26 protein-coding genes are annotated in these 23,642 nt (G+C 68.5%); 12 read left to right on the plus strand and 14 right to left on the minus strand.

The features are described 5' to 3' along the window. Positions 1-81 precede the first annotated feature (81 nt). Complete coding sequence (locus ACWD3I_RS06885; protein WP_365393338.1) at positions 82-1,743, plus strand: YibE/F family protein; 1,662 nt, start codon at positions 82-84, stop codon at positions 1,741-1,743. A gap of 139 nt (positions 1,744-1,882) precedes the next feature. Here ACWD3I_RS06885 and ACWD3I_RS06890 read toward each other — a convergent pair whose 3' ends face one another. From ACWD3I_RS06890 to ACWD3I_RS06905, 4 genes are all read right to left on the minus strand, one after another. Then, positions 1,883-2,320: an SsgA family sporulation/cell division regulator gene (locus ACWD3I_RS06890; protein ID WP_365393341.1), complete on the minus strand. Its 438-nt coding sequence runs from the start codon at positions 2,318-2,320 to the stop codon at positions 1,883-1,885. A 99-nt stretch (positions 2,321-2,419) separates the two neighbouring features. After that, positions 2,420-3,154, minus strand: a complete 735-nt coding sequence (locus ACWD3I_RS06895; protein WP_365393707.1) for an IclR family transcriptional regulator — start codon at positions 3,152-3,154, stop codon at positions 2,420-2,422. 423 nt (positions 3,155-3,577) lie between these two features. Then, positions 3,578-3,790, minus strand: coding sequence for a DUF5326 family protein (locus ACWD3I_RS06900; RefSeq protein ID WP_046256474.1), 213 nt, complete (start codon positions 3,788-3,790; stop codon positions 3,578-3,580). A 181-nt stretch (positions 3,791-3,971) separates the two neighbouring features. Next, positions 3,972-4,289, minus strand: coding sequence for a cupin domain-containing protein (locus tag ACWD3I_RS06905; protein ID WP_046256475.1), 318 nt, complete (start codon positions 4,287-4,289; stop codon positions 3,972-3,974). Positions 4,290-4,349: 60 nt separating this feature from the next. Between ACWD3I_RS06905 and ACWD3I_RS06910 the strand changes: the two genes are divergently transcribed. The 5 genes from ACWD3I_RS06910 (at position 4,350) to ACWD3I_RS06930 (ending at position 8,066) form a co-directional block, all read left to right on the plus strand. Continuing rightward, the gene (locus tag ACWD3I_RS06910) at positions 4,350-4,727 is read left to right on the plus strand and encodes a phage holin family protein (protein WP_365393345.1); all 378 of its coding nucleotides are present in this window, start codon (positions 4,350-4,352) and stop codon (positions 4,725-4,727) included. A 7-nt stretch (positions 4,728-4,734) separates the two neighbouring features. Then, complete coding sequence (locus tag ACWD3I_RS06915) at positions 4,735-5,226, plus strand: low molecular weight protein-tyrosine-phosphatase (RefSeq protein WP_365393348.1); 492 nt, start codon at positions 4,735-4,737, stop codon at positions 5,224-5,226. Then, the gene (locus ACWD3I_RS06920) at positions 5,223-6,362 is read left to right on the plus strand and encodes a cystathionine gamma-lyase (protein WP_365393351.1); all 1,140 of its coding nucleotides are present in this window, start codon (positions 5,223-5,225) and stop codon (positions 6,360-6,362) included. Before ACWD3I_RS06915 ends, ACWD3I_RS06920 begins: the two co-directional genes overlap by 4 nt. A 227-nt stretch (positions 6,363-6,589) precedes the next feature. Further along, on the plus strand, positions 6,590-7,495 hold the full coding sequence (locus ACWD3I_RS06925; protein WP_365393354.1) for a LysR family transcriptional regulator: 906 nt from the start codon (positions 6,590-6,592) through the stop codon (positions 7,493-7,495). Positions 7,496-7,583: 88 nt separating this feature from the next. Next, on the plus strand, positions 7,584-8,066 hold the full coding sequence (locus ACWD3I_RS06930) for an NUDIX domain-containing protein (RefSeq protein WP_046256480.1): 483 nt from the start codon (positions 7,584-7,586) through the stop codon (positions 8,064-8,066). A gap of 2 nt (positions 8,067-8,068) precedes the next feature. Here ACWD3I_RS06930 and ACWD3I_RS06935 read toward each other — a convergent pair whose 3' ends face one another. Continuing rightward, positions 8,069-9,583 carry a globin domain-containing protein gene (locus tag ACWD3I_RS06935; RefSeq protein ID WP_365393357.1) on the minus strand — a complete coding sequence of 505 codons (1,515 nt, stop codon included), beginning with the start codon at positions 9,581-9,583 and terminating at the stop codon, positions 8,069-8,071. 403 nt (positions 9,584-9,986) lie between these two features. After that, on the minus strand, positions 9,987-10,619 hold the full coding sequence (locus ACWD3I_RS06940) for an HAD family hydrolase (RefSeq protein ID WP_365393360.1): 633 nt from the start codon (positions 10,617-10,619) through the stop codon (positions 9,987-9,989). A gap of 262 nt (positions 10,620-10,881) precedes the next feature. Between ACWD3I_RS06940 and ACWD3I_RS06945 the strand changes: the two genes are divergently transcribed. Next, positions 10,882-11,748, plus strand: coding sequence for a GNAT family N-acetyltransferase (locus ACWD3I_RS06945; protein WP_365393363.1), 867 nt, complete (start codon positions 10,882-10,884; stop codon positions 11,746-11,748). A 125-nt stretch (positions 11,749-11,873) separates the two neighbouring features. On the opposite strand, the gene ACWD3I_RS06950 is transcribed toward ACWD3I_RS06945, so the two are convergent. Next, entirely contained in the window at positions 11,874-13,082 is a 1,209-nt protein-coding gene (locus tag ACWD3I_RS06950; protein ID WP_365393366.1) for an MFS transporter, read from the minus strand. A 141-nt stretch (positions 13,083-13,223) separates the two neighbouring features. Between ACWD3I_RS06950 and ACWD3I_RS06955 the strand changes: the two genes are divergently transcribed. Beyond that, positions 13,224-13,682 (plus strand): MarR family winged helix-turn-helix transcriptional regulator, encoded by a 459-nt coding sequence (locus tag ACWD3I_RS06955; protein ID WP_266890131.1) that lies wholly within the window; start codon positions 13,224-13,226, stop codon positions 13,680-13,682. 10 nt (positions 13,683-13,692) lie between these two features. Next, positions 13,693-14,145, plus strand: coding sequence for a GNAT family N-acetyltransferase (locus ACWD3I_RS06960; protein WP_365393370.1), 453 nt, complete (start codon positions 13,693-13,695; stop codon positions 14,143-14,145). Positions 14,146-14,207: 62 nt separating this feature from the next. Here the strand turns inward: ACWD3I_RS06960 and ACWD3I_RS06965 are convergent, their stop codons facing one another. From ACWD3I_RS06965 to dnaB, 3 genes are all read right to left on the minus strand, one after another. Then, positions 14,208-15,593: a serine hydrolase domain-containing protein gene (locus ACWD3I_RS06965; RefSeq protein WP_365393373.1), complete on the minus strand. Its 1,386-nt coding sequence runs from the start codon at positions 15,591-15,593 to the stop codon at positions 14,208-14,210. Positions 15,594-15,737: 144 nt separating this feature from the next. Next, positions 15,738-15,953: a hypothetical protein gene (locus ACWD3I_RS06970; RefSeq protein WP_365393376.1), complete on the minus strand. Its 216-nt coding sequence runs from the start codon at positions 15,951-15,953 to the stop codon at positions 15,738-15,740. A gap of 564 nt (positions 15,954-16,517) precedes the next feature. Then, a complete protein-coding gene (dnaB, locus tag ACWD3I_RS06975) occupies positions 16,518-17,990 on the minus strand; it encodes a replicative DNA helicase (protein WP_171142166.1) in 1,473 nt (490 codons plus the stop codon). A gap of 461 nt (positions 17,991-18,451) precedes the next feature. Here dnaB and ACWD3I_RS06980 point away from each other — a divergent pair, with 461 nt between their 5' ends. After that, positions 18,452-19,789: an MATE family efflux transporter gene (locus ACWD3I_RS06980; RefSeq protein ID WP_365393381.1), complete on the plus strand. Its 1,338-nt coding sequence runs from the start codon at positions 18,452-18,454 to the stop codon at positions 19,787-19,789. Positions 19,790-19,941: 152 nt separating this feature from the next. On the opposite strand, the gene rplI is transcribed toward ACWD3I_RS06980, so the two are convergent. The 4 genes from rplI to rpsF all read right to left on the minus strand — a co-directional run bounded on the left by rplI (position 19,942) and on the right by rpsF (position 21,676). Then, a complete protein-coding gene (gene rplI, locus ACWD3I_RS06985) occupies positions 19,942-20,388 on the minus strand; it encodes a 50S ribosomal protein L9 (RefSeq protein ID WP_046256488.1) in 447 nt (148 codons plus the stop codon). An 18-nt stretch (positions 20,389-20,406) separates the two neighbouring features. Next, positions 20,407-20,643 (minus strand): 30S ribosomal protein S18, encoded by a 237-nt coding sequence (gene rpsR / locus ACWD3I_RS06990; protein ID WP_003949403.1) that lies wholly within the window; start codon positions 20,641-20,643, stop codon positions 20,407-20,409. 57 nt (positions 20,644-20,700) lie between these two features. Next, a complete protein-coding gene (locus ACWD3I_RS06995; RefSeq protein ID WP_365393387.1) occupies positions 20,701-21,306 on the minus strand; it encodes a single-stranded DNA-binding protein in 606 nt (201 codons plus the stop codon). Positions 21,307-21,385: 79 nt separating this feature from the next. After that, positions 21,386-21,676 carry a 30S ribosomal protein S6 gene (gene rpsF / locus ACWD3I_RS07000; protein ID WP_005482942.1) on the minus strand — a complete coding sequence of 97 codons (291 nt, stop codon included), beginning with the start codon at positions 21,674-21,676 and terminating at the stop codon, positions 21,386-21,388. Positions 21,677-21,940: 264 nt separating this feature from the next. Between rpsF and ACWD3I_RS07005 the strand changes: the two genes are divergently transcribed. Both ACWD3I_RS07005 and femX read left to right on the plus strand, forming a co-directional pair. Then, the gene (locus ACWD3I_RS07005; protein WP_351675307.1) at positions 21,941-22,255 is read left to right on the plus strand and encodes a hypothetical protein; all 315 of its coding nucleotides are present in this window, start codon (positions 21,941-21,943) and stop codon (positions 22,253-22,255) included. Positions 22,256-22,434: 179 nt separating this feature from the next. Beyond that, on the plus strand, positions 22,435-23,556 hold the full coding sequence (gene femX, locus ACWD3I_RS07010) for a peptidoglycan bridge formation glycyltransferase FemX (protein WP_266890118.1): 1,122 nt from the start codon (positions 22,435-22,437) through the stop codon (positions 23,554-23,556). Positions 23,557-23,642 lie beyond the last annotated feature (86 nt).

The following is a 23,642-nucleotide window of genomic DNA, read 5'->3' on the forward strand; positions in this document are numbered from 1 at the left end:
GTGTACAAAGGTGGCCCCACGCTAGCGTCAATTCGGGCGCGGTGAACAGAGGGCCCCTGCCGTTCTTGCGATGATCGGTCGGTGACCACGACACATCAGCCCCCGTTCCCACCGCCCGAGCCTCCTCGCAGGCCCGGCTCCGGAAACGGGCCCGGCAACGGACCCGGACCCGCAGACGGGCAGGGTGCCGGGTACGGCCCGGGCCCGCGCTCCGGCGACTGGCACGAGCACGGAAACGGCACCGGTGACGGGTTCGGACAGGAGCCCGGATCGGGCGGCCGGTTCGAGCAGGGGCCCGGTTCCGCCGACGGCCACGAGCACGACGCCGGTGACGGACACGGGCATGGGCACGGCCCCGGTTCCGGTGGCGGGGGCACCGGCGGTGGCGGTGGCGGACACGGTCACAGCCACAGTCACGGCCCTGCGGCCCCCGTCTCCAAGCACCTGCGCAAGGTCATCGCCGCGATCCTCATCCCCTTCGGCGTCGCCGTGATCGTCGGGCTCGTCGTGCTGTGGCCCGGGGGCGCTCCGGGTCATGAGCGCACCGGCGTCGGCTTCGACCGGCAGACCCAGCAGGCCACGGTCACCGAGGTCGTGAGCGTGAGCTGCAAGTCGGTCAACGCCTCGGGCGAGACCCCCACCGGCGACACCTCCACCGCCGAGGGTTCCTCCGCCCAGCAGCAGGCCGACGGCGACTGCAAGAAGGCGACGATCCGCGTCGACACCGGCGACGACAAGGGCCGTACGTTCACCGAGATCGTGCAGCCGGACCAGTCGCGGCAGTTGCACCAGGGCGAGAAGGTCGTGGTCGCCTACGAGCCCTCCGCCCCCAAGGACCTGCAGTACTCGGTCACCGACGTGAACCGCAGGCTCCCCATGGCGTTGCTCGCCGGCATCTTCGCACTCGCCGTCGTGGTCGTCGGGCGGTTGCGGGGCGTCATGGCGCTGGTCGCGCTGGCCATCAGCTTCATGATCCTGAACTTCTTCATCCTGCCCGCGATCCTCCAGGGCTCGAACCCACTGGTCGTGGCCGTGGTCGGGGCGAGCGCCATCATGCTGATCGCCCTGTATCTGTGCCACGGACTGTCGGCGAGAACATCCGTCGCGGTGCTCGGCACGCTGATCTCGCTGCTGCTGATCGGCGTGCTCGGCTCGCTGTTCATCGGCTGGGCCGCGCTCACCGGCAACACGGACGACAACACCGGCCTGATCCACGGCCTGTACCCGTCGATCGACATGAGCGGTCTGCTGCTCGCCGGCGTCATCATCGGTTCGCTCGGTGTCCTCGACGATGTGACGGTCACCCAGACGTCGGCGGTCTGGGAACTGCACGAGGCCAATCCGTCGATGGGCTGGCGCGATCTGTACCGCGCGGGCATCCGTATCGGCCGCGACCACATCGCGTCCGTCGTCAACACGCTCGTCCTCGCCTACGCGGGCGCCGCCCTGCCGCTGCTGCTGCTCTTCTCCATCGCGCAGAGCAGCGTGGGGACGGTCGCCAACAGCGAGCTCGTCGCCGAGGAGATCGTGCGCACGCTGGTGGGCTCGATCGGCCTGGTCGCGTCCGTGCCGGTGACGACCGCCCTCGCGGCCCTGGTGGTGTCGGCCGACCGGCCTGCGCTCCCGGCCTCCGGGACGGCGCCGGTGGGCGGGCGGCCGGCTCCGGCGGGAGCCCAGTCGATGTCGGCGGGCACGCAGCCGACCGCGGCACGAGGCGGGCGCGGGCGACGGCGCAAGCGCTGACGCCCGCATCTGCTGTCACAGGGGCTGTACGGCGCCGTACAGCCCCTGTGACATGCCCCGGGCCCCGCTGGAGGAGAAGCGTTCCTGCACGAGCCCCACGCCCGGGCTGAAGCGTTACGCCCCCCATGGCCGTAACGCTTCAGCCCGCGCTCTGTTCCTCCGCCAGAATCCGGTCCAGGGCCTCCTCGAGGTGGGCGTCGAAGTCGGCGAGCGCCCCCTCCTGGCCCAGCGGTACCAGCTTGTCGGTGCGGTCGAGGAAGGCGATGAGCGGCGCCGCCGAGGAGCGGAACAGCGCCTGGTCGACACCGACCTGAAGGCGGATCAGAACCTCACCCAGCGTGTCCGCCTCGGCCGGCGCGATGCGCACATCCCCGTCCCCGCACGGCCGCCCCACGCCGTCGATCAGCAGCTCACGCCCGAAAGCCCAGGTCACCGGCGCGTCACCGGGCAGATGGAAGGTGAGCCGCACGGCGTAGGGATCGCTGGTCTCGTAGCGCAGCTCCACCGGGATACGGAAGGCGAGCTCCTCGGACACGAGAAAGCTCATCATGACCTCTGCCTGTACGGACTCACCCATCGTCTACCCCGTCATCTGCCGTCGACTGGCCGGGAATGATCCCTTTGACTGTGGTGGAAGTTTGCTGAACGTACACGGGAGATCACAAGGAGTGAGTTTTCAGATACTGATAGAGATCGCGAGCGACCCGAGGAGACGTCCGATCTCGCTCTGCAACTGACGGGTGGCGGCCGCCAGTCGGTCGGCCTGGTGGGCGGGGAGCGAAATGGCCATCGTCGCGGCGGTGGTGCCCATGGTGATCGGAATCGCCGCGCAGACCGTCCCCAGCGCGTACTCCTGCCGTTCGACGACCGGTTCCATCCGCCGCGTCCGGTCCAGACGCCGCAGCAGCGTGTGGCTGTCCCGCACGGTGTACGGGGTGATGGCCTGTACGGGGTAGCGGTCCAGGTGGTCGCGGCGGGCGTCCTCGTCGAGCTGGGAGAGCAGGCACTGGCCGATGGCGTGCGCGTGCGCGGTCTCGCGGAAGTCGGCCCATTCCTCGACCGCGGGGTTGCCCGGGGTGTCGGAGACGCACATGACCTCGATCTCGCCGTCCCGGTAGATCGCGTAGTACACGGGTGCGCCGATGGCGTCGCGCCAGTGGGCCAGTGTCTCGGCGATCGTGCTGCGACGTTTCTCCTGTGCTCCGCTGCTGCTCAGCCGTTCGGCCGCCTCACCGAGGAAGAACAGGCCCTTGTCCCGGCGCAGATAACCCTCGTGGACCAGGGTGCGCAGCAGGTGGTAGGCGGTGGGCAGGGCGAGGCCGGTCTCGCGGGCCAGTTGTTTGGCGGGGGCGCCGTGTTCGTGCTCGGCGACGGATTCCAGCAGGCGCATCGCACGCTGGACGGAGCCGATGAGGGTCGTGGAGTGCGGTGACTCCGGGGAGTCGGCAGGTACCGCTCTCGGTGCCGGGTTCGATGCCGGTGCCGGGGGTGTCCCCGGGCGGGACCGGCTCGTGGCTGCGGGCTGCTCCGGCGGCCGGAGCCGGGGCTCCGGCGAAGGGACCGCCGCCCGGACGGGTGCGGGGGCTGCGAGGCGTTCTGCGGGTGCGGTGTCAACCGTGGCCAAGGGTCACTCCCGAAGCGCGAGGGGGCCGCCCGTGCGGGGGGACACGGGAGGGGGTGTGCGCCGCTCGCGGGGGATCGTCCCCGCGTCGAATTCCGGACTTTAACCGTCCGCCACCGCTCGCACTCGACCTGTACCGAAACTTCCCTCGCCCGAGGGAACCGGTGATTCCTGTTACCGATCACCGGTGCCGCTCGTCGGTTGCCGCACGCGTCACCAGTCGCCGCGCGACGAGGAGCTCGACGTGAACTTCCGCACCACGTAGATCAGTCCGCCGACCAGGGCCACGAAGACCAGCAGCTTGAAGAGCAGTCCGATGACGAACCCGACGACGCTGGCTATCAGCCCGCCGAACACGACCAGGGCGATGACCGGCACCGCGATCCACTTCACCCACCAGGGCAGTCCCGCGAAAAAATCTCCCATTGCTCTCGTCCTTACCTCTCCGCCCGTCGCTCGTGCCGGGTCCGGTCGAAGACCCGGGCTCGTGATGCCGGATCCTTCTGATGTCCTGCACTCGATGCTAGGGCGGGGAGGGGCCCCGGCGGGGGCCTCGCACCCCTTGTCCTCCCCTGACTGATCCCCTAGGGAATCCCGGGGTGTCGGGTCAGCTCTCGGGCGGAGAGAACACCACGAGGACCCTCAGGTCCTCGCTGATGTGGTGGAACTTGTGGGCGACGCCGGCCGGTACGTAGACCACGCTGCCGCGCGCCACCTGGGTGGTCTCCATGCCGACGGTGATCGCGGCGCGGCCGCTCACAACGAAGTAGACCTCGTCCTGATTGTGCGGCTTCTGTGGATCCTGCTCACCGGCGTCCAGCGCGTACAGCCCGACCGACATGTGCCGCTCACGCAGAAACTGCAGGTAGGCGCCCTCGTTGGCGGCGCGTTCCGCCTCCAGTTCATCCAGCCGGAATGCCTTCATCGCCCTCGTCCACCCTCGTCACACTGCTGATCGCCGACCTCTTCTGCCACGATCAGACACATGAAGAATTTCGTAGTCAAGACGATCGCCAACGCGGGCGCCCTGGCGGTCGCCGTCTGGCTGCTGGACAAGATCACCCTGACCGGTGACAGCACGGGCAAGAAGATCGGCACCCTGATCCTCGTCGCGCTGATTTTCGGCATCGTGAACTTCCTGGTCAAGCCGGTCGTAAAGCTCTTCAGCCTCCCGCTGCTGATCCTGACCCTCGGTCTGTTCACCCTGGTCGTCAACGCGCTGATGCTGATGCTGACCTCGTGGCTGGCCGACAAGGTCGACCTGAGTTTCCACGTCGACGGCTTCTGGACCGCGGTGGTCGGCGGCCTGATCATCTCGATCGTGTCCTGGGCGCTCAACGTCGTCCTGCCCGACGGGGACTGAGCCCCTCGTGACGTACCGCGTCTGCTTCGTCTGCACCGGCAACATCTGCCGCTCGCCGATGGCCGAGTCCGTCTTCCGCGCCCACGTGGCGGAGGACGGGCTCGACGGCCGGGTCGAGGTCGACAGCGCCGGCACGGGCGGCTGGCACGAGGGCGACGGCGCCGACCCGCGCACCGTGTCGGTCCTCGAGGCGCACGGCTACGACGGCGCCCACACGGCCCGCCAGTTCCAGCCGTCGTGGTTCTCCCGCCTCGATCTCGTCATCGCCCTCGACCACGGCCATCTCAAGGCCCTGCGCCGCCTCGCGCCCACCCCGCAGGACGCGGCGAAGGTGCGGCTCCTGCGCTCCTACGACCCGTCCGCGGGCGACGACCTCGACGTACCGGACCCCTATTACGGGGGGATGGACGGCTTCGAGGAGTGCCTTGAGATGGTGGAGTCGGCGAGCGAGGGTCTGCTCGCCGCGGTACGCGAGGACGTGGAAGGACAAGTGGCATGAGCGAGTCGACCGGGAGCAACGGCGAGGGCACGCGCGCAGTACGGGCGGGACTGCCCGAGCCTGTCAGGAACGAACCCACCCTGCCGGGCCCGGCCTTCGCCGCCCACTTCCATCTGCCGGGCGAGGTGGGCGGCCCGTACACCTACGGCCGCGACGAGAACCCCACCTGGACCCTCCTGGAGCGCGCCATCGGCGAGCTGGAGGCGCCCGGGCAGGACGGCCTCCAGACGCTCGTGTTCGCCTCGGGCATGGCCGCCATCTCCTCGGTGCTCTTCTCCCAGCTGCGCGCCGGGGACACGGTCGTCCTGCCGAACGACGGCTATCAGGTGCTGCCCCTGGTGCGTGCACAGCTCGAGGCGTACGGCATCGAGGTGCGGACCGCGCCGACCGGCGGCGACGCCCAGCTGGAGGTACTGGACGGCGCGAAGATGCTGTGGATCGAGACGCCGTCGAACCCCGGGCTCGATGTGTGCGACATCCGGCGGCTCGTCGAGGCGGCACACACGCGTGGCGCCCTCGTCGCCGTCGACAACACCCTCGCGACGCCGCTCGGACAGCGCCCTCTGGAGCTCGGCGCCGACTTTTCCGTGGCCAGCGGCACCAAGCAGCTCACGGGGCACGGAGACGTCCTGCTGGGATACGTCACCGGCCGCGACGGCGAGGCGATGACCGCCGTACGGCGCTGGCGCAAGATCGTCGGAGCGATCCCGGGCCCCATGGAGGCCTGGCTCGCGCACCGCTCGATCGCCACGCTCCAACTGCGGGTCGACCGGCAGAACGCGACCGCGCTCGTGCTCGCCGAGGCCCTGAAGGGACGGCCGGACGTCACGGGGCTGCGGTATCCGGGACTGCCCGACGATCCCTCGCACAAGGTCGCCTCGCAGCAGATGCGGCGCTACGGATGCGTGGTCTCCTTCACGCTGCCTTCGCGGGAGCGTGCGGAGCGTTTCCTCGACGCGCTGCGGCTCGTGGACGACGCGACGAGCTTCGGCGGGGTGCGTTCCACGGCCGAGCGGCGTGGGCGCTGGGGCGGGGACGCCGTGCCGGACGGCTTCGTCCGCTTCTCGGTCGGCGCCGAGGATCCGGAGGATCTGGTGGCGGATGTGCTGCGTGCGCTGGACGAGGCGGCGCGCTGACACCTTCTTCTGCCCGTCCGTGGTGTCCGGCTACGCACAACGGACGGTCCGAGCCTCCCCCCTCGTGGCTCGGACCGTCCTCGGTTCTGCGCGCGAAGAACCGCGCAAGCAAGGCTAGTTGACTCTGTGTCAGTGTCCAATCACAGTAGCGACAGCGACCTATCGACATATTTATAGTTGGGCGCGGCCAAGGGGCCAGGAGCAGGCACTGAAGGGGAGGGCGCGGCATGGATCTGGCCTTGTTGCGGACCTTCGTGACCGTGCACCGGGCCGGCTCCTTCACTCGCGCCGCCGCGCTGCTCGGCCTCTCCCAACCGGCCGTGACCTCGCAGATCCGTACGCTGGAACGGCAGTTGGGCCGACCTCTGTTCCTGCGACAGGCCCGCGGAGTGACCCCGACGACCATCGGCGACGAGCTCGCCCACAAGGCCGCGCCGCATCTGGACGCCCTGGTGGAGATCACCGAGACCGGCCTCGACGACGAGTCCTCTTTACGAACCCTCCACCTCGCCGGGCCTCCCGAGTTCATCGCCGAACGGGCCCTGCCCGCGCTCACCGAGCTGACCGGCGAGGACGGCCAGGGCTTCGCGCTTCGGGCCTCCTTCGGGAACGCCGAGGAAACCCTGGAGGGACTGGCCGCCGGGCATCACGATCTGGCCATCACCACGGCCCGTCCACGCGGCTCACTCCTCACGGCGACTGCGCTCTGCGACGAAGTGCACGTCCTGGTCGCCTCTCCGCGCTGGGCGAAGCGGATCAGTACCGGCACCCTGCGCCGCAAGGGGGCGCCCGCCCTGGAGGACCTCCCGGTGGTCGAGGTGCACGAGTCGCTGCCGTTCGTCTCGCGCTACTGGGCTTCCGTCTTCGACTCCCGTCCGGCGGCCCCCGGCACCGTCATCGTCCCCGACCTGCGCGCGGCGCTCGCCTGCGCGGCGGCGGGCGCCGGGCTCGCGGTGCTGCCCAGCTATCTGTGCGCGTCAGCCCTGGAGCGCGGCGACGTCGTCGCCCTGCACCATCCGGCGGTGCCGCCGCTGCGGACGTACTTCCTGGTGGTCCGTACCGGCACCCTGGCGATGCCGCACGTCGCGCGCGCTCACGACTGGTTGCTGCAGGCGGCTACGGACTGGTGCTGACCTGCGCTTTCCCTCCGGTCACCGGGTGAGCTCGATCGATGACGGCCCGCGATGTTTCACGTGGAACCAACGGGGCCACATTTCACCCATGACCGTCCGACCCGTGGTCAAGCGCACCGCACGTGCCGTCCTCCTGCATGGCGATGACCTGATCCTGATCAAGCGCACCAAACCCGGCATGGATCCCTACTGGCTCACACCCGGTGGTGGAGTCGAACCGACCGACACGACCGTCGTCGACGCCCTGCACCGCGAGGTGTACGAGGAGCTCGGCGCCAAGATCACCGACGTGGTGCCGTGCTTCGTCGACACCGTCGAGCACATCGGTGAGGACGGCGGTGCGACCGGGGTCAAGGTCCAGCACTTCTTCGTCTGCCGTCTGGAGTCCATGGACACCTCGCTGCGGCACGGCCCCGAAATCGACGAACCCATCGGTGAGTACGAGATCGTGCGGGTGCCGTTCACCCGTGTCGGGATCGCCTCCGTCCACCTCGTCCCACTGTCCCTGCGGCACTACCTGGACGGGAACATCGAGGGCGTCCGCGCCATGCACGCCCCCGACCTGGGCTGAGTTCAGTCCCCGATGACGACGAGCTCCTCCACGGAGTCGTGACGTATGCGGTTCGACGGAATGCCGATGTCCCTCAGGGCGTCCACACCGCTGCGGATCATCCCGGGCGGGCCCGAGACGAAGGCGTCGTACTCGTTCCAGGGGCCGTACTGGCGGATGGCCTCGGGGAGTTGGACACGGGCCAGTTGGTCGATGACCGCGCGGACCGAGAGCCACGGGTGGGACTGCTGGAGCCTGAGCATGGTGTCGATGTCGTACAGGTCGTGGTCGGTGCGGGCGCCGTAGAACACCTCGACCGGCCGCCGCTCGCCGTGTTCGGCCACGTCCTCGACCAGTGCCTTGATGGGCGCTATGCCGGTACCGCCGCCCAGACAGAGCAGTCCGCTGTCGGTGGTGTGGTCCACGGTCATCGAACCGGCCGGCGGGCCGAGCCGGAGGATGTCACCGGGCCGGGCTCGGTGCACCAGGGCGTTGGAGACCCAGCCCGCCGGGACAGCTTTCACGTGGAACGACAGCAGGCCGTCGGAGCGGGGCGCCGAGGCGAAGGAGTAGTGCCGCCAGATCCGCGGCCACCACGGCGTCTCCAGGCTCGTGTACTGGCCTGCGAGAAAGGGATAGGGCTGGTCCGGGCGGACGGTGACGACCGCGACGTCCGGCGTCCTGAGGTCGTGCGACACGACCTCGGCGTACCACCAGGCCGGGGCGCGCAGTTCGTCCCTGGCCGCGGCGTCGATCATCACCTGCGAGATCGTCGTGTACGCCCGGACCCAGGCCGCCTCCAGCTCCGGGTCCCAGATGTTCTCGGCGTACTTGCTCAAGGCGCCGATGAGGCACTCGCCGACGGCCGGGTAGTGCTCGGCCCGGGTGCCGTACTTGCGGTGGCCGCGGCCCAGGTTCTGCAGGTAGTCGACGAGGACAGGAGTGTTGTCGATGTGCTCCGCCGCGGTGAGCAGCGCCTTGAGCAGCCGGTCCCGCTGGGTGTCCATCGCGGCGGGAAAGAGCGAGCGCAGGTCGGGGTGACGGACGAAGAGGAGCGCGTAGAAGTACGAGGTGACCTTGTCGGCCACGGGCGCGACCTCCGCCATGGTCCGGCGGATGAGGATCGCGTCCGGGGAAGCCTGCTGGGCCCGCGCCGGGTTGGTGCGCAGCGGGGGCACACGCTGCTCCGGGGGCGGGGGTTCCGCCGGCCCGGGGTTCGGTATCGCGTGCGAGGTGGAGGTCTCCGTCGAGTGCGCCCGCTCGGTCGAGGCAGGCGGGGCAACGGGCGGTGGCGCTGGGGCAGGTGTCGGGGCTGGGGCCGGCAGCGGGGCATCCTGTGGCGGTGGCGCCGTGTCGGCGCCCTGTGTGGCCCTGCCGACCGGGCGCAGCGCCGCCAGGCGGCTGCCCTCGGCCGTCTCCTGCTCGCTGCCCGGCTCCGGCTGCGTGTGCGGCGTGAACCAGCCGCCCCCGCCGCCGGAAGTGCCGTTGTCGGCCGACGCGGTGGTCGGAGCGTCCATGGTGTGCCTCGCCTCGAACATCTTTCGGTCGGTCTGCGCACTTCCTCGGTCGGAATGTGCCTGCTTTCCCCCGCAGACGGCTTGCTTTCCCCGTTCATGGCCATGGCCAATGCGGCCACATTCAAACCGTATTCGCGCTCCATACGGACAAGTAAGGCGAGAGTGTGACATTGGCCGCAGTGCTCTCACCGCAGCCTCCCACCGGGTGGGGACGCCCGGCCGTATAACCGAAAATGCCGGTCTTCGATCTCTCCGTCCCGCTACGCTGCCTTGCCTTGTTCACGGTCCGGGCAGGGCATGTGCAGGGTCTGCGCACCTCACGCCGGACGAGAACCGGAGTCGACCCTACCGGTCGGCGCTCCGCACACAAGTCCCCCCTTCCGCCCCGCGAATGAGGCGAGGAGCGAACCATCAATTCCTTCAATTACCGGGCGCGGCGCACCAATTCATAGGCATCCCACAGATCTCTGCCCGTGTAGGCGTGGGTCGCGAGACCGGACAGATGCCTGTCCGCATTGACCGCGACGGAGACCGGCACCGTGCTGAAGAGGTCCTTGTCCGAGGCCGAGTCCCCATAGGCGATGCAATCGGCCCGGCTCACCCCGAACTCCTCGCACAGCCGGTCGGCGATCAGGACTTTGGCCGCGGCGCTGAGCACCCCGGCCGGATCCACGGGCTCGGTGAACGGCACGGCGGGAAAGCGCGATCCGTACGCCGCGTGGGCACCCCAGATGGTGAGCCGCTCGACGAAGAAGGACGGCGAGAGTGATACGACGGCGCAGTAGTCGCCGTTCTCCCGGATCTCCTCCCAGACGTCACGGATTCGGGCCAGCCACGGAGCGCCCTCGAAAGCGGCCGTCACATGGGCCTCGGTGAGCTCTGCCCACAGTTCGCGCACCCGCGCGGCGTACTCGGGCGGCTCTATCAGCCCCGTCGAGATCGCCTGGTCGAGTGCCACGGTCTCGGCTTCGAGCCCCAGTTGCCGAGAGATCTCCACGGGCGAGGAAGTGCCGTACAGCAATGTGCCGTCGAGGTCGAAGAGATGAAGTCTGGCCATGGTTCCCGAGGCTAGCCGGGTCGGATGACGACACCTCGGTGAGGATCCCTGAAGCGCTTTGGCGAGGACAGCGCGGCGCTTGGGCGAGGACACCGTCGGCGCTTCGCAAGGCCGTCGGATGCCTGTCGTTCGCTCATGTTTCACGTGAAACACGGGCCGTCTGTCTAGGCGCTGTGCAGTCGGCTACGACATGGCCAAAACCTCGTACATCTCCGCGGAAACAAGTGGACGTCGAGGGCACCCGTCAGACAGCCTGACCTGCGTGTCGACACCTTCCCTCGCCGATCTGCCCATCCGCCGACTGACGCTGCGCGATCTCGCCGCCTGCGCCGACTTGTCCGAGGACCGGGGGTGGCCGCGCGAGGAGCACAAGTGGGGCTTCCTCCTCACCTCCGGGAAGGGATACGGCATCGACGACCCCGACGGCGGCCTCGTCAGCGCCTGCGTCGTCACCGAGTACGGCCCGCAGGACCGCCCCGATCTGGGGGCCATCGGCATGGTGCTGGTCGCCGAGCGGCATGCACGCCGAGGCATCGGCCGCCGGCTGATGCGTGACGTGATCGCGGCGATGGGCACCACCCCGCTGACCCTGCATGCGACGCCCAACGGCCGCCCGCTCTACGAGGAACTCGGCTTCAAGGTCACTGGCCGGGCGGAGATGGTGCGGGGCCACTTCACGGCCGCCGGGTACGAGCCCGCCGTCGCCACGCGCGCGGCGACCGCCGAGGACCTCACCGCCGTCCTCCGACTCGACGGGGACGTCTTCGGCACCGATCGCACGCATATCGTGACGCGGCTGCCCGCCTTCTCCGACCAGTTGCGGGTCGCCGAGGAGAACGGCCGGATCATCGGGTACGCGGGCGCGTGGCCCAACATGGACAACCATGTCGTGGGGCCGCTGATCGCCCGGGACACGGAGACGGCGAAAGCGCTCATCGCTTCGCTGGCCGCCCACACGGACCTCAAGCTGCGTACCGACATCGACGTGCGGCACGAGGAGCTGCTGACGTGGGTGAAGGAGCGCGGGCTGGCGTCCGTTGCCTTCAACTCGGTCATGAACTACGGGATTTCGAAGTTGCCCGGCGACTGGAGCCGGCGGTTCGCGCCGGTGACGGTGGCCGCGGGGTGAGGGACGGCGGCGTGGTGACGGCTTGCTGAGGGCAGCCGAAGTGGTGATGCCGGGTCCTGGTCGGGACCCGGCATCGTTCGGTGCGGCTCAAGGTGGCTCGTGCGGATCGGCTGGCCCTGTCCGGTTCAGTGGTGGACGGCCGCCCGCCGATCGGCCGGTACGGCCCCTGCCACGACCTCGCTGGGGGCGCCGGCCCGGCGCTCCAGGGCGGCCGAGAGAAGCGCGAGCCCCAGGGCGGCAGCGGCCAGGACGGCACCCACCCAGTTCGGAGCGGTGTAGCCGAGCCCGGCGCCGATGACGAGGCCGCCAAGCCAGGCGGAGAGCGCGTTGCCGAGGTTGAAGGCACCGATGTTCACCGCCGAGGCGAGTGTCGGGGCGCCGTGCGCCTGGTCGAGGACGCGCTTCTGCAGCGGCGGGACCGTGGCGAACCCCAGGGCGCCGATGAGCGCGATCGTGACGGCCGCGAGGACCTTGTGGTGCGCGGTGAGCGTGAAGAGCCCGAGAACGACGGCCAGGGCGCCCAGAGACACGTACAGCAGGGGCATCAGGGCGCGGTCCGCGTACTTGCCGCCGATGAGGTTGCCGCCGACCATGCCGAGGCCGAAGAGGACGAGCAGCCAGGTGACGGAGCCGTCGGCGAATCCGGCGACGTGGGTCATCATCGGCGCGATGTAGGTGATGGCCGCGAAGACGCCGCCGAAGCCGAGCACCGTCATCGCCATGGCGAGCAGGACCTGGGTGTTCTTGAAGGCGGCCAGTTCATGGCGCAGGTGCACGCCCTCCGGCCTGGGCATGTCGGGGACGAGCTTGGCGATACCGGCCAGGCCCAGGACGCCGAGCGCGGCGACGAGGGCGAAGGTGACGCGCCAGCCGACGGTCTGCCCCACGAGGGTGCCCAGCGGGACGCCCACCACGTTGGCGACGGTGAGGCCGGTGAACATCATCGCGATGGCTCCGGCCTTCTTGTCCGGGGCGACCAGTTCGGCCGCCACGACCGAGCCGATGCCGAAGAAGGCACCGTGGGCGAGTGAGGCAACCACCCGGCCGATCAGCATGACGCTGAAGGCGGGGGCCAGGGCGGACAGCAGGTTGCCGGCGATGAAGAGGCCCATCAGCACCATCAGCATGCGCTTGCGGGAGACCTTGGTGCCGAGCACCGTCATCAGCGGAGCACCGAACATGACGCCGAGCGCATAGCCCGTCACCAGGAAGCCGGCCGTAGGGATGGAGACCCCGAAGTCACTCGCGACCTCGGGCAGCAAGCCCATGATCACGAACTCGGTGGTTCCGATTCCGAAGGCCCCGATCGCGAGAGCCAGGAGCGCGAGAGGCATGAGGGTCTGCACCTTCCAGGTAATTGCAGGAGCGCTTTACAGTCGGAGACAATACTTGCAGGCGCCTGATACTTGCAAGCGCCGACTATTGCGGCCCTGCTCTATCCTGGTTTCAGTCGTTCCGGGACGAAGGAAGCGCCGATGACAGCGACGGACCCCGCACTCACCGCCCTCGCACAGGGCTGGTGCGCCCTCTCCCTGCTGCACGGGAGGATCGAGGCCCATATCGAGCGGGCCCTCCAGGCGAAGCACGACCTCAGCGTGCGCGAGTACTCCCTGCTCGACGTCCTCAGCCGACAGCACGACGGAGACGGCGGCCATCTACAGATGAAGCAGGTAGCCGACGCCGTCGTCCTGAGCCAGAGCGCCACCACCCGGCTGGTCACCCGCCTGGAGGACCGCCTCCTGCTCACCCGCTACCTGTGCCCCACCGACCGCCGCGGCATCTACACCAACGTCACGGAGGCAGGTCTCAAGCTCCTCGACGAAGCACGGCCGACCAATGACACCGCCCTGCGTGAGGCTCTCGACGAAGCGGCCAGGAACCCCGAACTGGCCCCGCTGGTCCGGGTCGTGGAGTCGCTGAACGTGCCCGCATAGGCTGGCCGGCATGGGAGATCTTGAAATACGCGCCGCCGTCGCCGCCGATGTCCCCGCGATCGTCGCCATGCTCGCGGACGACCCGCTGGGCGCGCAGCGCGAGTCACCGGACGACCTCGCCCCCTACCTGACCGCCCTGGAGCGACTCGTCGCCGACCCGAACCAGCACCTCGTCGTCGCCGTCCGCGAGGACCGCGTCGTCGGCACGCTCCAGCTCACGATCATTCCCGGACTCTCCCGACGCGGCTCCACCCGGTCGATCATCGAAGGCGTCCGCATCCACGCCGACGAGCGTGGCAGCGGACTGGGTACGCGGCTCATCGAATGGGCGGTCGATGAATCACGGCGCCAGAACTGCCAGTTGGTGCAGCTGACCTCCGACGCCACCCGCACCGACGCACATCGCTTCTACGAGAGGCTGGGCTTCGAGGCCTCACACGTGGGCTTCAAGCTGCCGCTCTGACGCTCGGGCGGGCACCGTTCCGACCCCTGGGGCTTGTTTCACGTGAAACAAGCCCCAACCGCTCAGCCGATACCGCGCCACCCCTCCGGGTCCACCCCACCCGGCACAGGAGAGCCCTCGTCGTACGGCTGACGCGTGAACACGAACGACCCGAGGTCCAGATGGCTCACAGCGCCGTCAGGCCGCCGTACGGCTCTCAGAAGCTCTCCGGCGAAGTAGCCCTCGAGGCCGGTCCACGTGCCTTCACCGTTCCTGCGAAAACGTGAGCGGCGACCGATGCCGCTCAGGGGGTCCAGCGAGACGCCGCCCTCGGTCGTCAGTCGCAGGGCGAACGCATGCGTCCCCCAGTACCACTGCCCCGCCAACTCCAGCACAGCCGCGTCGACTTCGGGCAGGGGCCGCCACGGCTCGGGAATCCGCGGCTCGGCCTCCGCGACGATCCGTACGAGGTCGGCGCCCACGGAACCCAGCAGTGGCCCGGAGGTGCAGTTGGTCAGCACCACCGCGGCCACGTCGTCCGCCACGCTGATGGTGAGGTTGGCCAGGAATCCCGGCAAGGACCCCGAGTGCCCGACGAGCAGTCGGCCGCCCCGGCTCTGCACCTGCATCCCCAGACCGTACGTCGCACCGTCCACGACATCCGCGGCCTCGGCCGGAGCGGCGGGTGTCCGCATCTCCCGTACCGTCTCCGCACCGAGCACCCGGTCGTCGCCCTTCGCCAGGAAGGCCGCGAACTTCGCCAGGTCGCCTGTGGTGGACCAGAGTTGGCCTGCCGGTGCCATCCGGCCCAGGTCCTCGGTGGGCTCCGGAAGCATCACATCGGCCCAGGGATGCACCGCCCAGCCACCCGCGTGCGGTGCCCGGGGCTGGGCGCTCGTGCTGTCGAGACCCAGGGGTTCGAGCACTTCGCGCCGGAGGACGTCCTCCCATGAGGCGCCGCGCAGCTCCTCGACCAGCGCGCCCAGCAGGGTGTAGCCGGGGTTCGAGTAGTGGAAGCGGCGGCCGCCCGGGTGCAGGAAGGGCTGCTCGCCGAGCACGTCGGTCAGTTCGGGACGCAGCGAGCCCGGGCTGCGCTCCCACCACGGCCCCGGCGACTCGGCCGCCAACCCGGCCGTGTGCGCGAGGAGTTCGGCGATGGTGGCCTCCCCCGCGCCGGTGCCCGGCAGATGCTTGTCCAGCGGATCGCCGAGGTCGAGCAGTCCCTCGTCGCGCAGTCGCAGCACGAGAACGGCGGTGAAGGTCTTGGTGATCGAGCCGATGCGGTACTGCACGTTCTCGTCCGGCCCGTGCCCGTCCACCGACGTCCGGGAGCCGTGCCAGACGGCCCGGCCGCCCCGCACGACCGCCGCGACCAGCGATGGCGTACGTCCTTCGGCCTGGGCAACGGCGATGCGGTGCAGCAGCGCCCGGCGCGTGCCGGGAAGCAGCTCTTCCTGAGATGTCGTCATGGGCACAGTCCACCCCGCGGAACACCGCGACGTCGAACGCTTTGGACCCGAGACGGTGCAGGTCCTCGACTCCGATGGCATGCGAGTGACCACGTGACCAGCCGTTTGGAGCCGTTCTCCAACGGATGACATAGCTCCGGATTCTCAGGGCCGTGACAGATCCTCGCGGTCGCGATGCTGTCTCAGGTTCCGGTCGACAGGCGCTCGCAGTGCGGGTGAGGTCAGTTCCAGGTCGCGGTTGTCGCGACCGTCGAGCATGTGGTCGAGCCAGCGTTCGTACCAGGCCAGGTAGTCGGTGGCCGACGAGACGCTGGGACCCCAGAAGCCGTCGGCGTTTCCGGTGACGACGCGACCGGCCAAGGGACCTGTGATTCCGAGAAGCACCAGGTCGGTGCACCCTGCCTCGATGATGTGCAGGAAAAGTCACTTCGGTGAGGCGGGCCGCCGGCGAACGCGAACCCCCGAGGGCGACCGGACTCGCCTCGGGGATCCATCGTGAACAGCCGACATGACTGCAACGGCAGCAGTCCGTAGAAAGGCGATGCTCCGCCTCCGCCCAGTGTGGTCAGGAAGCTGCGGTAAGGACCGGGCAGTTCGATGTGGTGGTCGGCCTCGAACTCGGCGACCTTCGCGTCCGGCAACGGGGATTCGAGGCGGAACCCGTGCTTCTCTTCACCGAAGGAGTGGCTTCGCAGCGCGGCATAGGGCACCTTGGCGAGCTTGCGTCGGATGCGGGCGATCCGGGAGTCCATGCGAACTCTTCTCTCAGTCCTCCCGCAAACTACCTGCTCACTGGCATGGATGTCACCGGTGTGCTCGAGTGACGGCGGTGAACAGCGATTCTCACTCCCGTGTCAGATCGGCCAGTCAGGTGACACCGTCATTGAGAAAATGACACGGGATTTGAGAACCTGCACGGGTGGCTCAGGTCTGGGCCATGTCCACGAAGCGCGAGTAGTGACCCTGGAAGGCGACCGTGATCGTCGCCGTCGGGCCGTTACGGTGCTTGCCCACGATGATGTCCGCCTCGCCGGCGCGCGGCGACTCCTTCTCGTAGGCGTCCTCGCGGTGCAGCAGGATCACCATGTCGGCGTCCTGCTCGATGGAGCCGGACTCACGCAGGTCGGACACCTGCGGCTTCTTGTCCGTGCGCTGCTCGGGGCCACGGTTGAGCTGTGAGAGCGCGATCACCGGGACCTCGAGCTCCTTGGCCAGGAGCTTGAGGTTACGAGACATGTCCGAGACCTCCTGCTGACGGCTCTCGGAGCGCTTGCCGGACTGCATCAGCTGCAGATAGTCGATGATCACGAGCTTGATGTCGTTGCGCTGCTTCAGCCGACGGCACTTCGCGCGGATCTCCATCATCGACAGGTTCGGGGAGTCGTCGATGTAGAGCGGCGCGGCCGAGACCTCGGGCATCCGACGGGCCAGCCGCGTCCAGTCCTCGTCCGTCATGGTGCCGGAACGCATGTGGTGCAGCGCCACCCGCGCCTCGGCCGACAGCAGACGCATCGCGATCTCGTTGCGCCCCATTTCCAGGGAGAAGATGACGCTCGGCAGGTTGTTCTTGATCGACGCCGCCCGCGCGAAGTCCAGCGCCAGCGTGGACTTACCCATGGCGGGACGGGCCGCGATGACGATCATCTGCCCCGGGTGCAGCCCGTTGGTGAGCGAGTCCAGGTCCGTGAACCCTGTCGGCACACCGGTCATCTCTCCCGTGCGGGAGCCGATCGCCTCGATCTCGTCGAGTGCGCCCTCCATGATGTCGCCGAGCGGCAGATAGTCCTCGCTGGTGCGCTGCTCGGTGACCGCGTAGATCTCGGCCTGGGCGCGGTTGACGATCTCGTCGACGTCGTCGTCGGCCGCGTATCCCATCTGGGTGATGCGGGTGCCGGCCTCGACCAGACGGCGCAGGACCGCGCGCTCGTGCACGATCTCCGCGTAGTACTCGGCGTTGGCCGCCGTCGGCACCGTCTGGACAAGGGTGTGCAGGTACGATGCGCCGCCGACCTTGTTGATCTCACCGCGCTTGGTCAGCTCGGCCGCGATCGTGATCGGGTCGGCCGGCTCGCCCTTGGCGTAGATGTCGAGGATCGCCTGGAAGATCGTCTCGTGCGCCGGCTTGTAGAAGTCGTGTCCTTTGATGACCTCGACGACGTCGGCGATGGCGTCCTTCGACAGGAGCATGCCGCCGAGGACGGACTGCTCGGCGTCGAGGTCCTGCGGCGGGACGCGTTCGAAGGACGTGCCCCCGCCGTCCCATTCGCCGCTCTCCCGGCCGCGGTCGTGCTGCTCGTCGCGACCCCGGCCACCTTCGCCGCGGCGGCGCGAGGCAGGCAGGCGATCACTGGGACCGCTGTCGGCCCACGGATCGTCCAAGGGCTCGGAAATGCTCACCGAGCCACCTCCTCCCGTCCGCGGAGCGGACCTCGCCGTGCTTCTCTTTTTCTACGGCACGGCACTGACAAATAAGAGGCCCAACTCCGGTTCTGGCAGCGTCGGTTTTGTGATGGTTTCCAGGCCGACAGACGGAGCGGGCGCCGGACCACGGTAGGCCCGACGGCACCGTCAGCCAATCTGGTTATCCACAGGCCATGTGGACGACGGCCCGGATGCTGTGGAGAACTCCGCAAAACCTGTGCACGACACGGTGGACAGGCCTGTGAACAAGCTCGCGCTTCTCGTTCGAGACCAGCCCTGACCTGCACTCTTCCCATCCACCGGCTGTGCAGAAGAAAAACTTCCCCAGTCGGACCAAGATCACATCGAACGACACGCGGAAGCGCGCGCGACAACACGGCAAGTAAGGGTCATTGATGCATTGCATCTCTTACCTGTGGACGATTAGATTGGTGCTCATGACACATGCTCCGGCGACCACGCGCGCTACACGGCGACAGCATGACCGAGAGATCGTCGCTCTGGCCGTCCCGGCTTTCGGGGCACTCGTCGCCGAGCCGCTCTTCGTCATGGCCGACAGCGCGATCGTGGGCCATCTCGGCACCGCGCAACTCGCGGGACTGGGGGTCGCCTCGGCCCTCCTCATGACAGGCGTCAGCATCTTCGTCTTCCTCGCCTACGCCACCACCGCGGCCGTCGCCCGACGTGTCGGCGCCGACGACCTCCCGGCCGCCATCCGCCAGGGCATGGACGGTATCTGGCTGGCACTCCTGCTCGGCGGCGCGGTCGTCGCCGTCGTCCTGCCCACCGCACCGGCACTGGTGGAACTCTTCGGCGCCTCGGACACCGCCGCCCCGTACGCGACCACTTATCTTCGGATCTCGTCCCTCGGCATCCCGGCCATGCTCGTCGTCCTCGCCTCGACCGGAGTTCTGCGCGGACTGCAGGACACGAAGACACCGCTGTACGTCGCCATCGGCGGCTTCGTCGCCAACGCCGTCCTCAACGTGGGCCTCGTCTACGGCGCCGACCTCGGCATCGCCGGCTCCGCCTGGGGCACCGTCATCGCCCAGTTCGGTATGGCCGCCGTCTACCTCGTGGTCGTCGTCCGCGGAGCCCGCGCCCACGGTGCCTCACTGCGCCCCGACGCCGCTGGTATCCGGGCTTCGGCGCAGGCCGGCGTCCCACTGCTCGTCCGCACCCTCTCGCTCCGCACGATCCTGATGATCGCCACGGCCGTGGCAGCCCGTCTCGGCGATGCCGACATCGCGGCGCACCAGATCATCCTGTCGCTATGGAGCCTGCTTGCCTTCGCCCTGGATGCCATCGCCATCGCGGGACAGGCCATCATCGGCCGCTATCTCGGTGCCGGCGACGTCCAAGGCGCCCGTGAGGCATGCCGCCGCATGGTGCAGTGGGGTATCGCGGTCGGCGTGATACTCGGTCTCGCCGTCGTGGCGGCCCGTCCGGTATTCCTTCCGCTGTTCACGAGCGACTCCGTGGTGAAGGACGTGGCACTGCCCGCTCTTCTCGTGGTGGCCCTCGCCCAGCCCATCTGCGGCATCGTCTTCGTCCTGGACGGCGTCCTGATGGGGGCGGGCGACGGACCCTACCTCGCCTGGGCCATGGTCCTGACTCTGGCGATCTTCACGCCCGTGGCCCTGCTCATACCCGCGTTCGGCGGAGGCCTCACCGCGGTCTGGGGAGCGATGACGCTGATGATGGCGGTGCGCATGCTGACTCTCTGGCTGCGGACCCGCTCGGGCCGCTGGATCGTCACCGGCGCCACGCGCTGAACCGAATCCCTCGCCGAATCGGGCGCGCCGCGCTGACTTGTTTCACGTGAAACCCTCTGTTTCACGTGAAACACACCTCGGTCCGCCCGCACGCAAGAAGGGCCGCACCCGATGGGTGCGGCCCTTCTCAGCTGCTCAAACCGAGCGCAGCGTCACGCAGCGACGACCTCGATGTTGACCTTGGCGGCCACCTCGGGGTGCAGACGCACGGACGTCTCGTGGGCGCCCAGCGTCTTGATCGGCGAACCGAGCTCGATGCGGCGCTTGTCGACCTCGGGGCCACCGGAAGCCTTGATCGCCGAGGCGATGTCGGCAGGGGTGACGGAACCGAAGAGACGACCGGCGTCGCCGGAGCGAACGGCCAGACGAACCTTGACGGCCTCGAGCTGGCCCTTGACCTGATTGGCCTGCTCGATGGTCTGGATCTCGTGGATCTTGCGAGCACGACGGATCTGCTCGACGTCCTTCTCGCCACCCTTGGTCCAGCGGATAGCGAACTTCCGCGGGATCAGGTAGTTGCGAGCGTAGCCGTCCTTGACGTCGACGACGTCGCCCGCGGCACCGAGGCCGGAGACCTCGTGGGTAAGGATGATCTTCATTGGTCGGTCACCCTTCCCTTATCGCGCGGTGGAGGTGTAGGGCAGCAGCGCCATCTCACGGCTGTTCTTGACGGCCGTGGCGACGTCACGCTGGTGCTGCGTGCAGTTGCCGGTCACGCGGCGGGCACGGATCTTGCCACGGTCGGAAATGAACTTCCGCAGCATGTTCGTGTCCTTGTAGTCCACGTACGTGACCTTGTCCTTGCAAAAAGCGCAGACCTTCTTCTTAGGCTTGCGCACAGGCGGCTTCGCCATGGTGTTTCTCCTGTGTGATCAAGAAGTGTGGGTACGACCCACCCTCGGCCCGAAGGCCTAGAAGGGGGGCTCGTCCGAGTAGCCGCCGCCCTGCTGGCCGCCGCTGGAGTTTCCACCCCAGCCGCCGCCACCGCCGCCGCCCTGGTTGCCACCGGCCGGAGCGCCGGTCGCCCACGGGTCTTCGGCAGGAGCGCCGCCGCCCTGCTGGCCGCCGCCGGAGTTTCCACCCCAGCTGCCGCCGGCCTGGCCGCCGCCGCCACCGCCGCTGTAACCACCCTGGCCACTGCGGCCGGCGCCGCCGGCAGTCTTGGTGACCTTGGCCGTGGCACTGCGCAGGCTGGCGCCGACTTCCTCGACGTCCAGCTCGTAGACCGTGCGCTTGACGCCCTCACGGTCCTCGTAGGACCGCTGCTTCAACCGGCCCTGCACGATGACGCGCATGCCTCGCTGGAGCGACTCCGCGACGTTCTCCGCCGCCTGACGCCAGACCGAGCAGGTCAGGAACAGGCTCTCGCCGTCCTTCCACTCATTGGTCTGACGGTCGAAGGTGCGGGGGGTGGACGCGACACGGAACTTCGCGACCGCCGCACCGGAGGGGGTGAAGCGCAGCTCGGGGTCGTCGACAAGATTGCCGACGACCGTGATGACGGTCTCGCCTGCCATGGGGAACCTCTCGGCGGGTTTGCTGCTCTGGCTGCTTGGTTGCTGCTACTCGAATCCCGAGATCAGCTGAGCGGGAGGCTCAGTGGGTCTCGGGGCGGAGGACCTTGGTCCGGAGGACCGACTCGTTCAGGTTCATCTGGCGGTCGAGCTCCTTGACGACCGCAGGCTCGGCCTGCAGGTCGATGACCGAGTAGATGCCCTCGGGCTTCTTCTTGATCTCGTACGAGAGCCGACGACGGCCCCAGGTGTCGACCTTCTCGACCTTTCCGTTGCCCTCACGGACGACGGAGAGGAAGTTCTCGATCAGGGGGGCGACAGCGCGCTCCTCCAGATCGGGGTCGAGGATGACCATCACCTCGTAGTGACGCATGTGGAACCCACCTCCTTTGGACTCAACGGCCACGGTCGTTCCGTGGCAGGAGGGTTGTAATGCGTACGCAAAGGTATCGGCCGCCACTGACAATCGGGGCTTCCTCGCGGTAGTCCCGGTCGTGACATGGGCAGACACCAGTGCAGACGGTACAGAGTACCCGCACCATGGCTTCCGGTTGAAATCCGGCCGCCAGGAACGACAATCTGTACACATCGGGTGTGTACGGCGCTACGATGCGCCGCCTTTCGCAGGAGGTGCCCTATGGCACAAGCATTGCGACCCAACACCGTCGGAGGCCTGTTCGCCACGGACGGCAAAGCCCACCCCCTCCAGGACACCCTGCTCGCGGTGACCCTGGTCCTGGGGCTCACGTCGTTCATCACGGCGATGTTCCACAGCCTGCACCTCATCAGCTCCTGGACCGGACTGGTGGGGATCCTCGTCGGCGCGTACGGCCAGTGGATCTCGGAGACGACCCGTGAACGCTTCGGACTGATCCTCGGTCTCGGCGCCTCGGCGATCGGCTTCTTCCTCGGCATGGCGCACGGCGGCCTCTTCGGCGGAGTCATCAGCTGACGCCTAGGGCACCGTCCCCCTAACACCACACAAAGCACCGCGGAACGCCTCGGCGGCCCACCGGCCGGGGCGCAGGTGCCGTACGCCCAGTCAGGGCGCTCGCCAGGCGCAGTAGGCTTCGGCGCGAGAGCCGGAGCCCCTGTACCCATGGGGACACACCAGCCCGAGGAGCGCCCCGAATGAGCCTGACCCTGAGGACGATCAGCCGCGAGCAGCATCTGGCATACATCCAGAGCCTGCCGTCGGCTAGCCACATGCAGGTTCCGGCCTGGGCAGATGTCAAGGCGGAGTGGCGCTCCGAGAGCCTCGGGTGGTTCGACGACAAGACCGGTGAGCTGGTCGGTGCGGGCATGGTCCTCTACCGGCAGCTCCCCAAGATCAAGCGCTACCTCGCCTATCTGCCCGAGGGCCCGGTCATCAACTGGTTCGCGCCGAATCTGGCCGACTGGCTGGAACCGATGCTCGCGCACCTCAAGCACCAGGGCGCCTTCTCGGTGAAGATGGGCCCGCCGGTGATCATCCGGCGCTGGGAGGCCACCTCCATCAAGGCCGGCATCCAGAACCCCGACGTGAAGCGGCTGCGCGACATCGAGGCCGACTTCATCGAACCGCGCGCCTTCGAGGTCGCCGACAAGCTGCGTCGTATGGGCTGGCAGCAGGGCGAGGACGGGGGCGCCGGTTTCGGCGACGTCCAGCCCCGCTACGTGTACCAGGTGCCGCTGGCGAACCGGTCCCTGGAAGAGGTCCACAAGAACTTCAACCAGCTGTGGCGCCGCAACATCAAGAAGGCCGAGAAGGCCGGTGTCGAGGTCGTCCAGGGCGGTTACCAGGACCTCGAGGAATGGCAGCGGCTCTACGAGATCACGGCCGTGCGTGACCACTTCCGGCCCCGCCCGCTGTCGTACTTCCAGCGCATGTGGACGGCCCTCAACACCGAGGACCCCAACCGCATGCGGCTGTACTTCGCCCGCCACAACGGCGTGAACCTGTCGGCGGCGACGATGCTGATCGTCGGCGGACACGTCTGGTACTCCTATGGAGCCTCCGACAACATCGGCCGTGAGGTCCGGCCCTCGAACGCGATGCAGTGGCGGATGCTGCGCGACGCCTACGCCCTCGGCGCGACCGTCTACGACCTGCGTGGCATCTCCGACTCGCTGGACGAGACCGACCACCTCTTCGGCCTGATCCAGTTCAAGGTCGGCACGGGCGGCCAGGCCGCCGAGTACCTCGGCGAGTGGGACTTCCCGCTGAACAAGCTGCTCCACAAGGCGCTCGACATCTACATGTCGCGGCGCTGAACCCCAGCTGTTTGCTTCGATAGCTTCGGCACGTTCGTTCGCTTCCATACCTCTGATACACCGCAGCCACGAGAAAGGTTCCGGGT

This window comes from Streptomyces sp. NPDC002817, assembly GCF_053592055.1.

Bases quoted from the DNA above. Each gene is read 5' to 3' on its own strand.
- ACWD3I_RS06965 (WP_365393373.1), bottom strand. From the start codon at position 15,593: ATGACGACATCTCAGGAAGAGCTGCTTCCCGGCACGCGCCGGGCGCTG.
- ACWD3I_RS06955 (WP_266890131.1), top strand. From the start codon at position 13,224: ATGACAGCGACGGACCCCGCACTCACCGCCCTCGCACAGGGCTGGTGC.
- ACWD3I_RS06980 (WP_365393381.1), top strand. From the start codon at position 18,452: ATGACACATGCTCCGGCGACCACGCGCGCTACACGGCGACAGCATGAC.
- ACWD3I_RS06905 (WP_046256475.1), bottom strand. From the start codon at position 4,289: ATGAAGGCATTCCGGCTGGATGAACTGGAGGCGGAACGCGCCGCCAAC.
- ACWD3I_RS07005 (WP_351675307.1), top strand. From the start codon at position 21,941: ATGGCACAAGCATTGCGACCCAACACCGTCGGAGGCCTGTTCGCCACG.
- ACWD3I_RS06940 (WP_365393360.1), bottom strand. From the start codon at position 10,619: ATGGCCAGACTTCATCTCTTCGACCTCGACGGCACATTGCTGTACGGC.
- ACWD3I_RS06920 (WP_365393351.1), top strand. From the start codon at position 5,223: ATGAGCGAGTCGACCGGGAGCAACGGCGAGGGCACGCGCGCAGTACGG.
- ACWD3I_RS06935 (WP_365393357.1), bottom strand. From the start codon at position 9,583: ATGTTCGAGGCGAGGCACACCATGGACGCTCCGACCACCGCGTCGGCC.
- rpsF (WP_005482942.1), bottom strand. From the start codon at position 21,676: ATGCGTCACTACGAGGTGATGGTCATCCTCGACCCCGATCTGGAGGAG.
- ACWD3I_RS06995 (WP_365393387.1), bottom strand. From the start codon at position 21,306: ATGGCAGGCGAGACCGTCATCACGGTCGTCGGCAATCTTGTCGACGAC.
- rplI (WP_046256488.1), bottom strand. From the start codon at position 20,388: ATGAAGATCATCCTTACCCACGAGGTCTCCGGCCTCGGTGCCGCGGGC.
- ACWD3I_RS06925 (WP_365393354.1), top strand. From the start codon at position 6,590: ATGGATCTGGCCTTGTTGCGGACCTTCGTGACCGTGCACCGGGCCGGC.
- femX (WP_266890118.1), top strand. From the start codon at position 22,435: ATGAGCCTGACCCTGAGGACGATCAGCCGCGAGCAGCATCTGGCATAC.
- ACWD3I_RS06930 (WP_046256480.1), top strand. From the start codon at position 7,584: ATGACCGTCCGACCCGTGGTCAAGCGCACCGCACGTGCCGTCCTCCTG.
- ACWD3I_RS06910 (WP_365393345.1), top strand. From the start codon at position 4,350: ATGAAGAATTTCGTAGTCAAGACGATCGCCAACGCGGGCGCCCTGGCG.
- ACWD3I_RS06960 (WP_365393370.1), top strand. From the start codon at position 13,693: ATGGGAGATCTTGAAATACGCGCCGCCGTCGCCGCCGATGTCCCCGCG.
- ACWD3I_RS06900 (WP_046256474.1), bottom strand. From the start codon at position 3,790: ATGGGAGATTTTTTCGCGGGACTGCCCTGGTGGGTGAAGTGGATCGCG.
- rpsR (WP_003949403.1), bottom strand. From the start codon at position 20,643: ATGGCGAAGCCGCCTGTGCGCAAGCCTAAGAAGAAGGTCTGCGCTTTT.
- ACWD3I_RS06950 (WP_365393366.1), bottom strand. From the start codon at position 13,082: ATGCCTCTCGCGCTCCTGGCTCTCGCGATCGGGGCCTTCGGAATCGGA.
- ACWD3I_RS06890 (WP_365393341.1), bottom strand. From the start codon at position 2,320: ATGGGTGAGTCCGTACAGGCAGAGGTCATGATGAGCTTTCTCGTGTCC.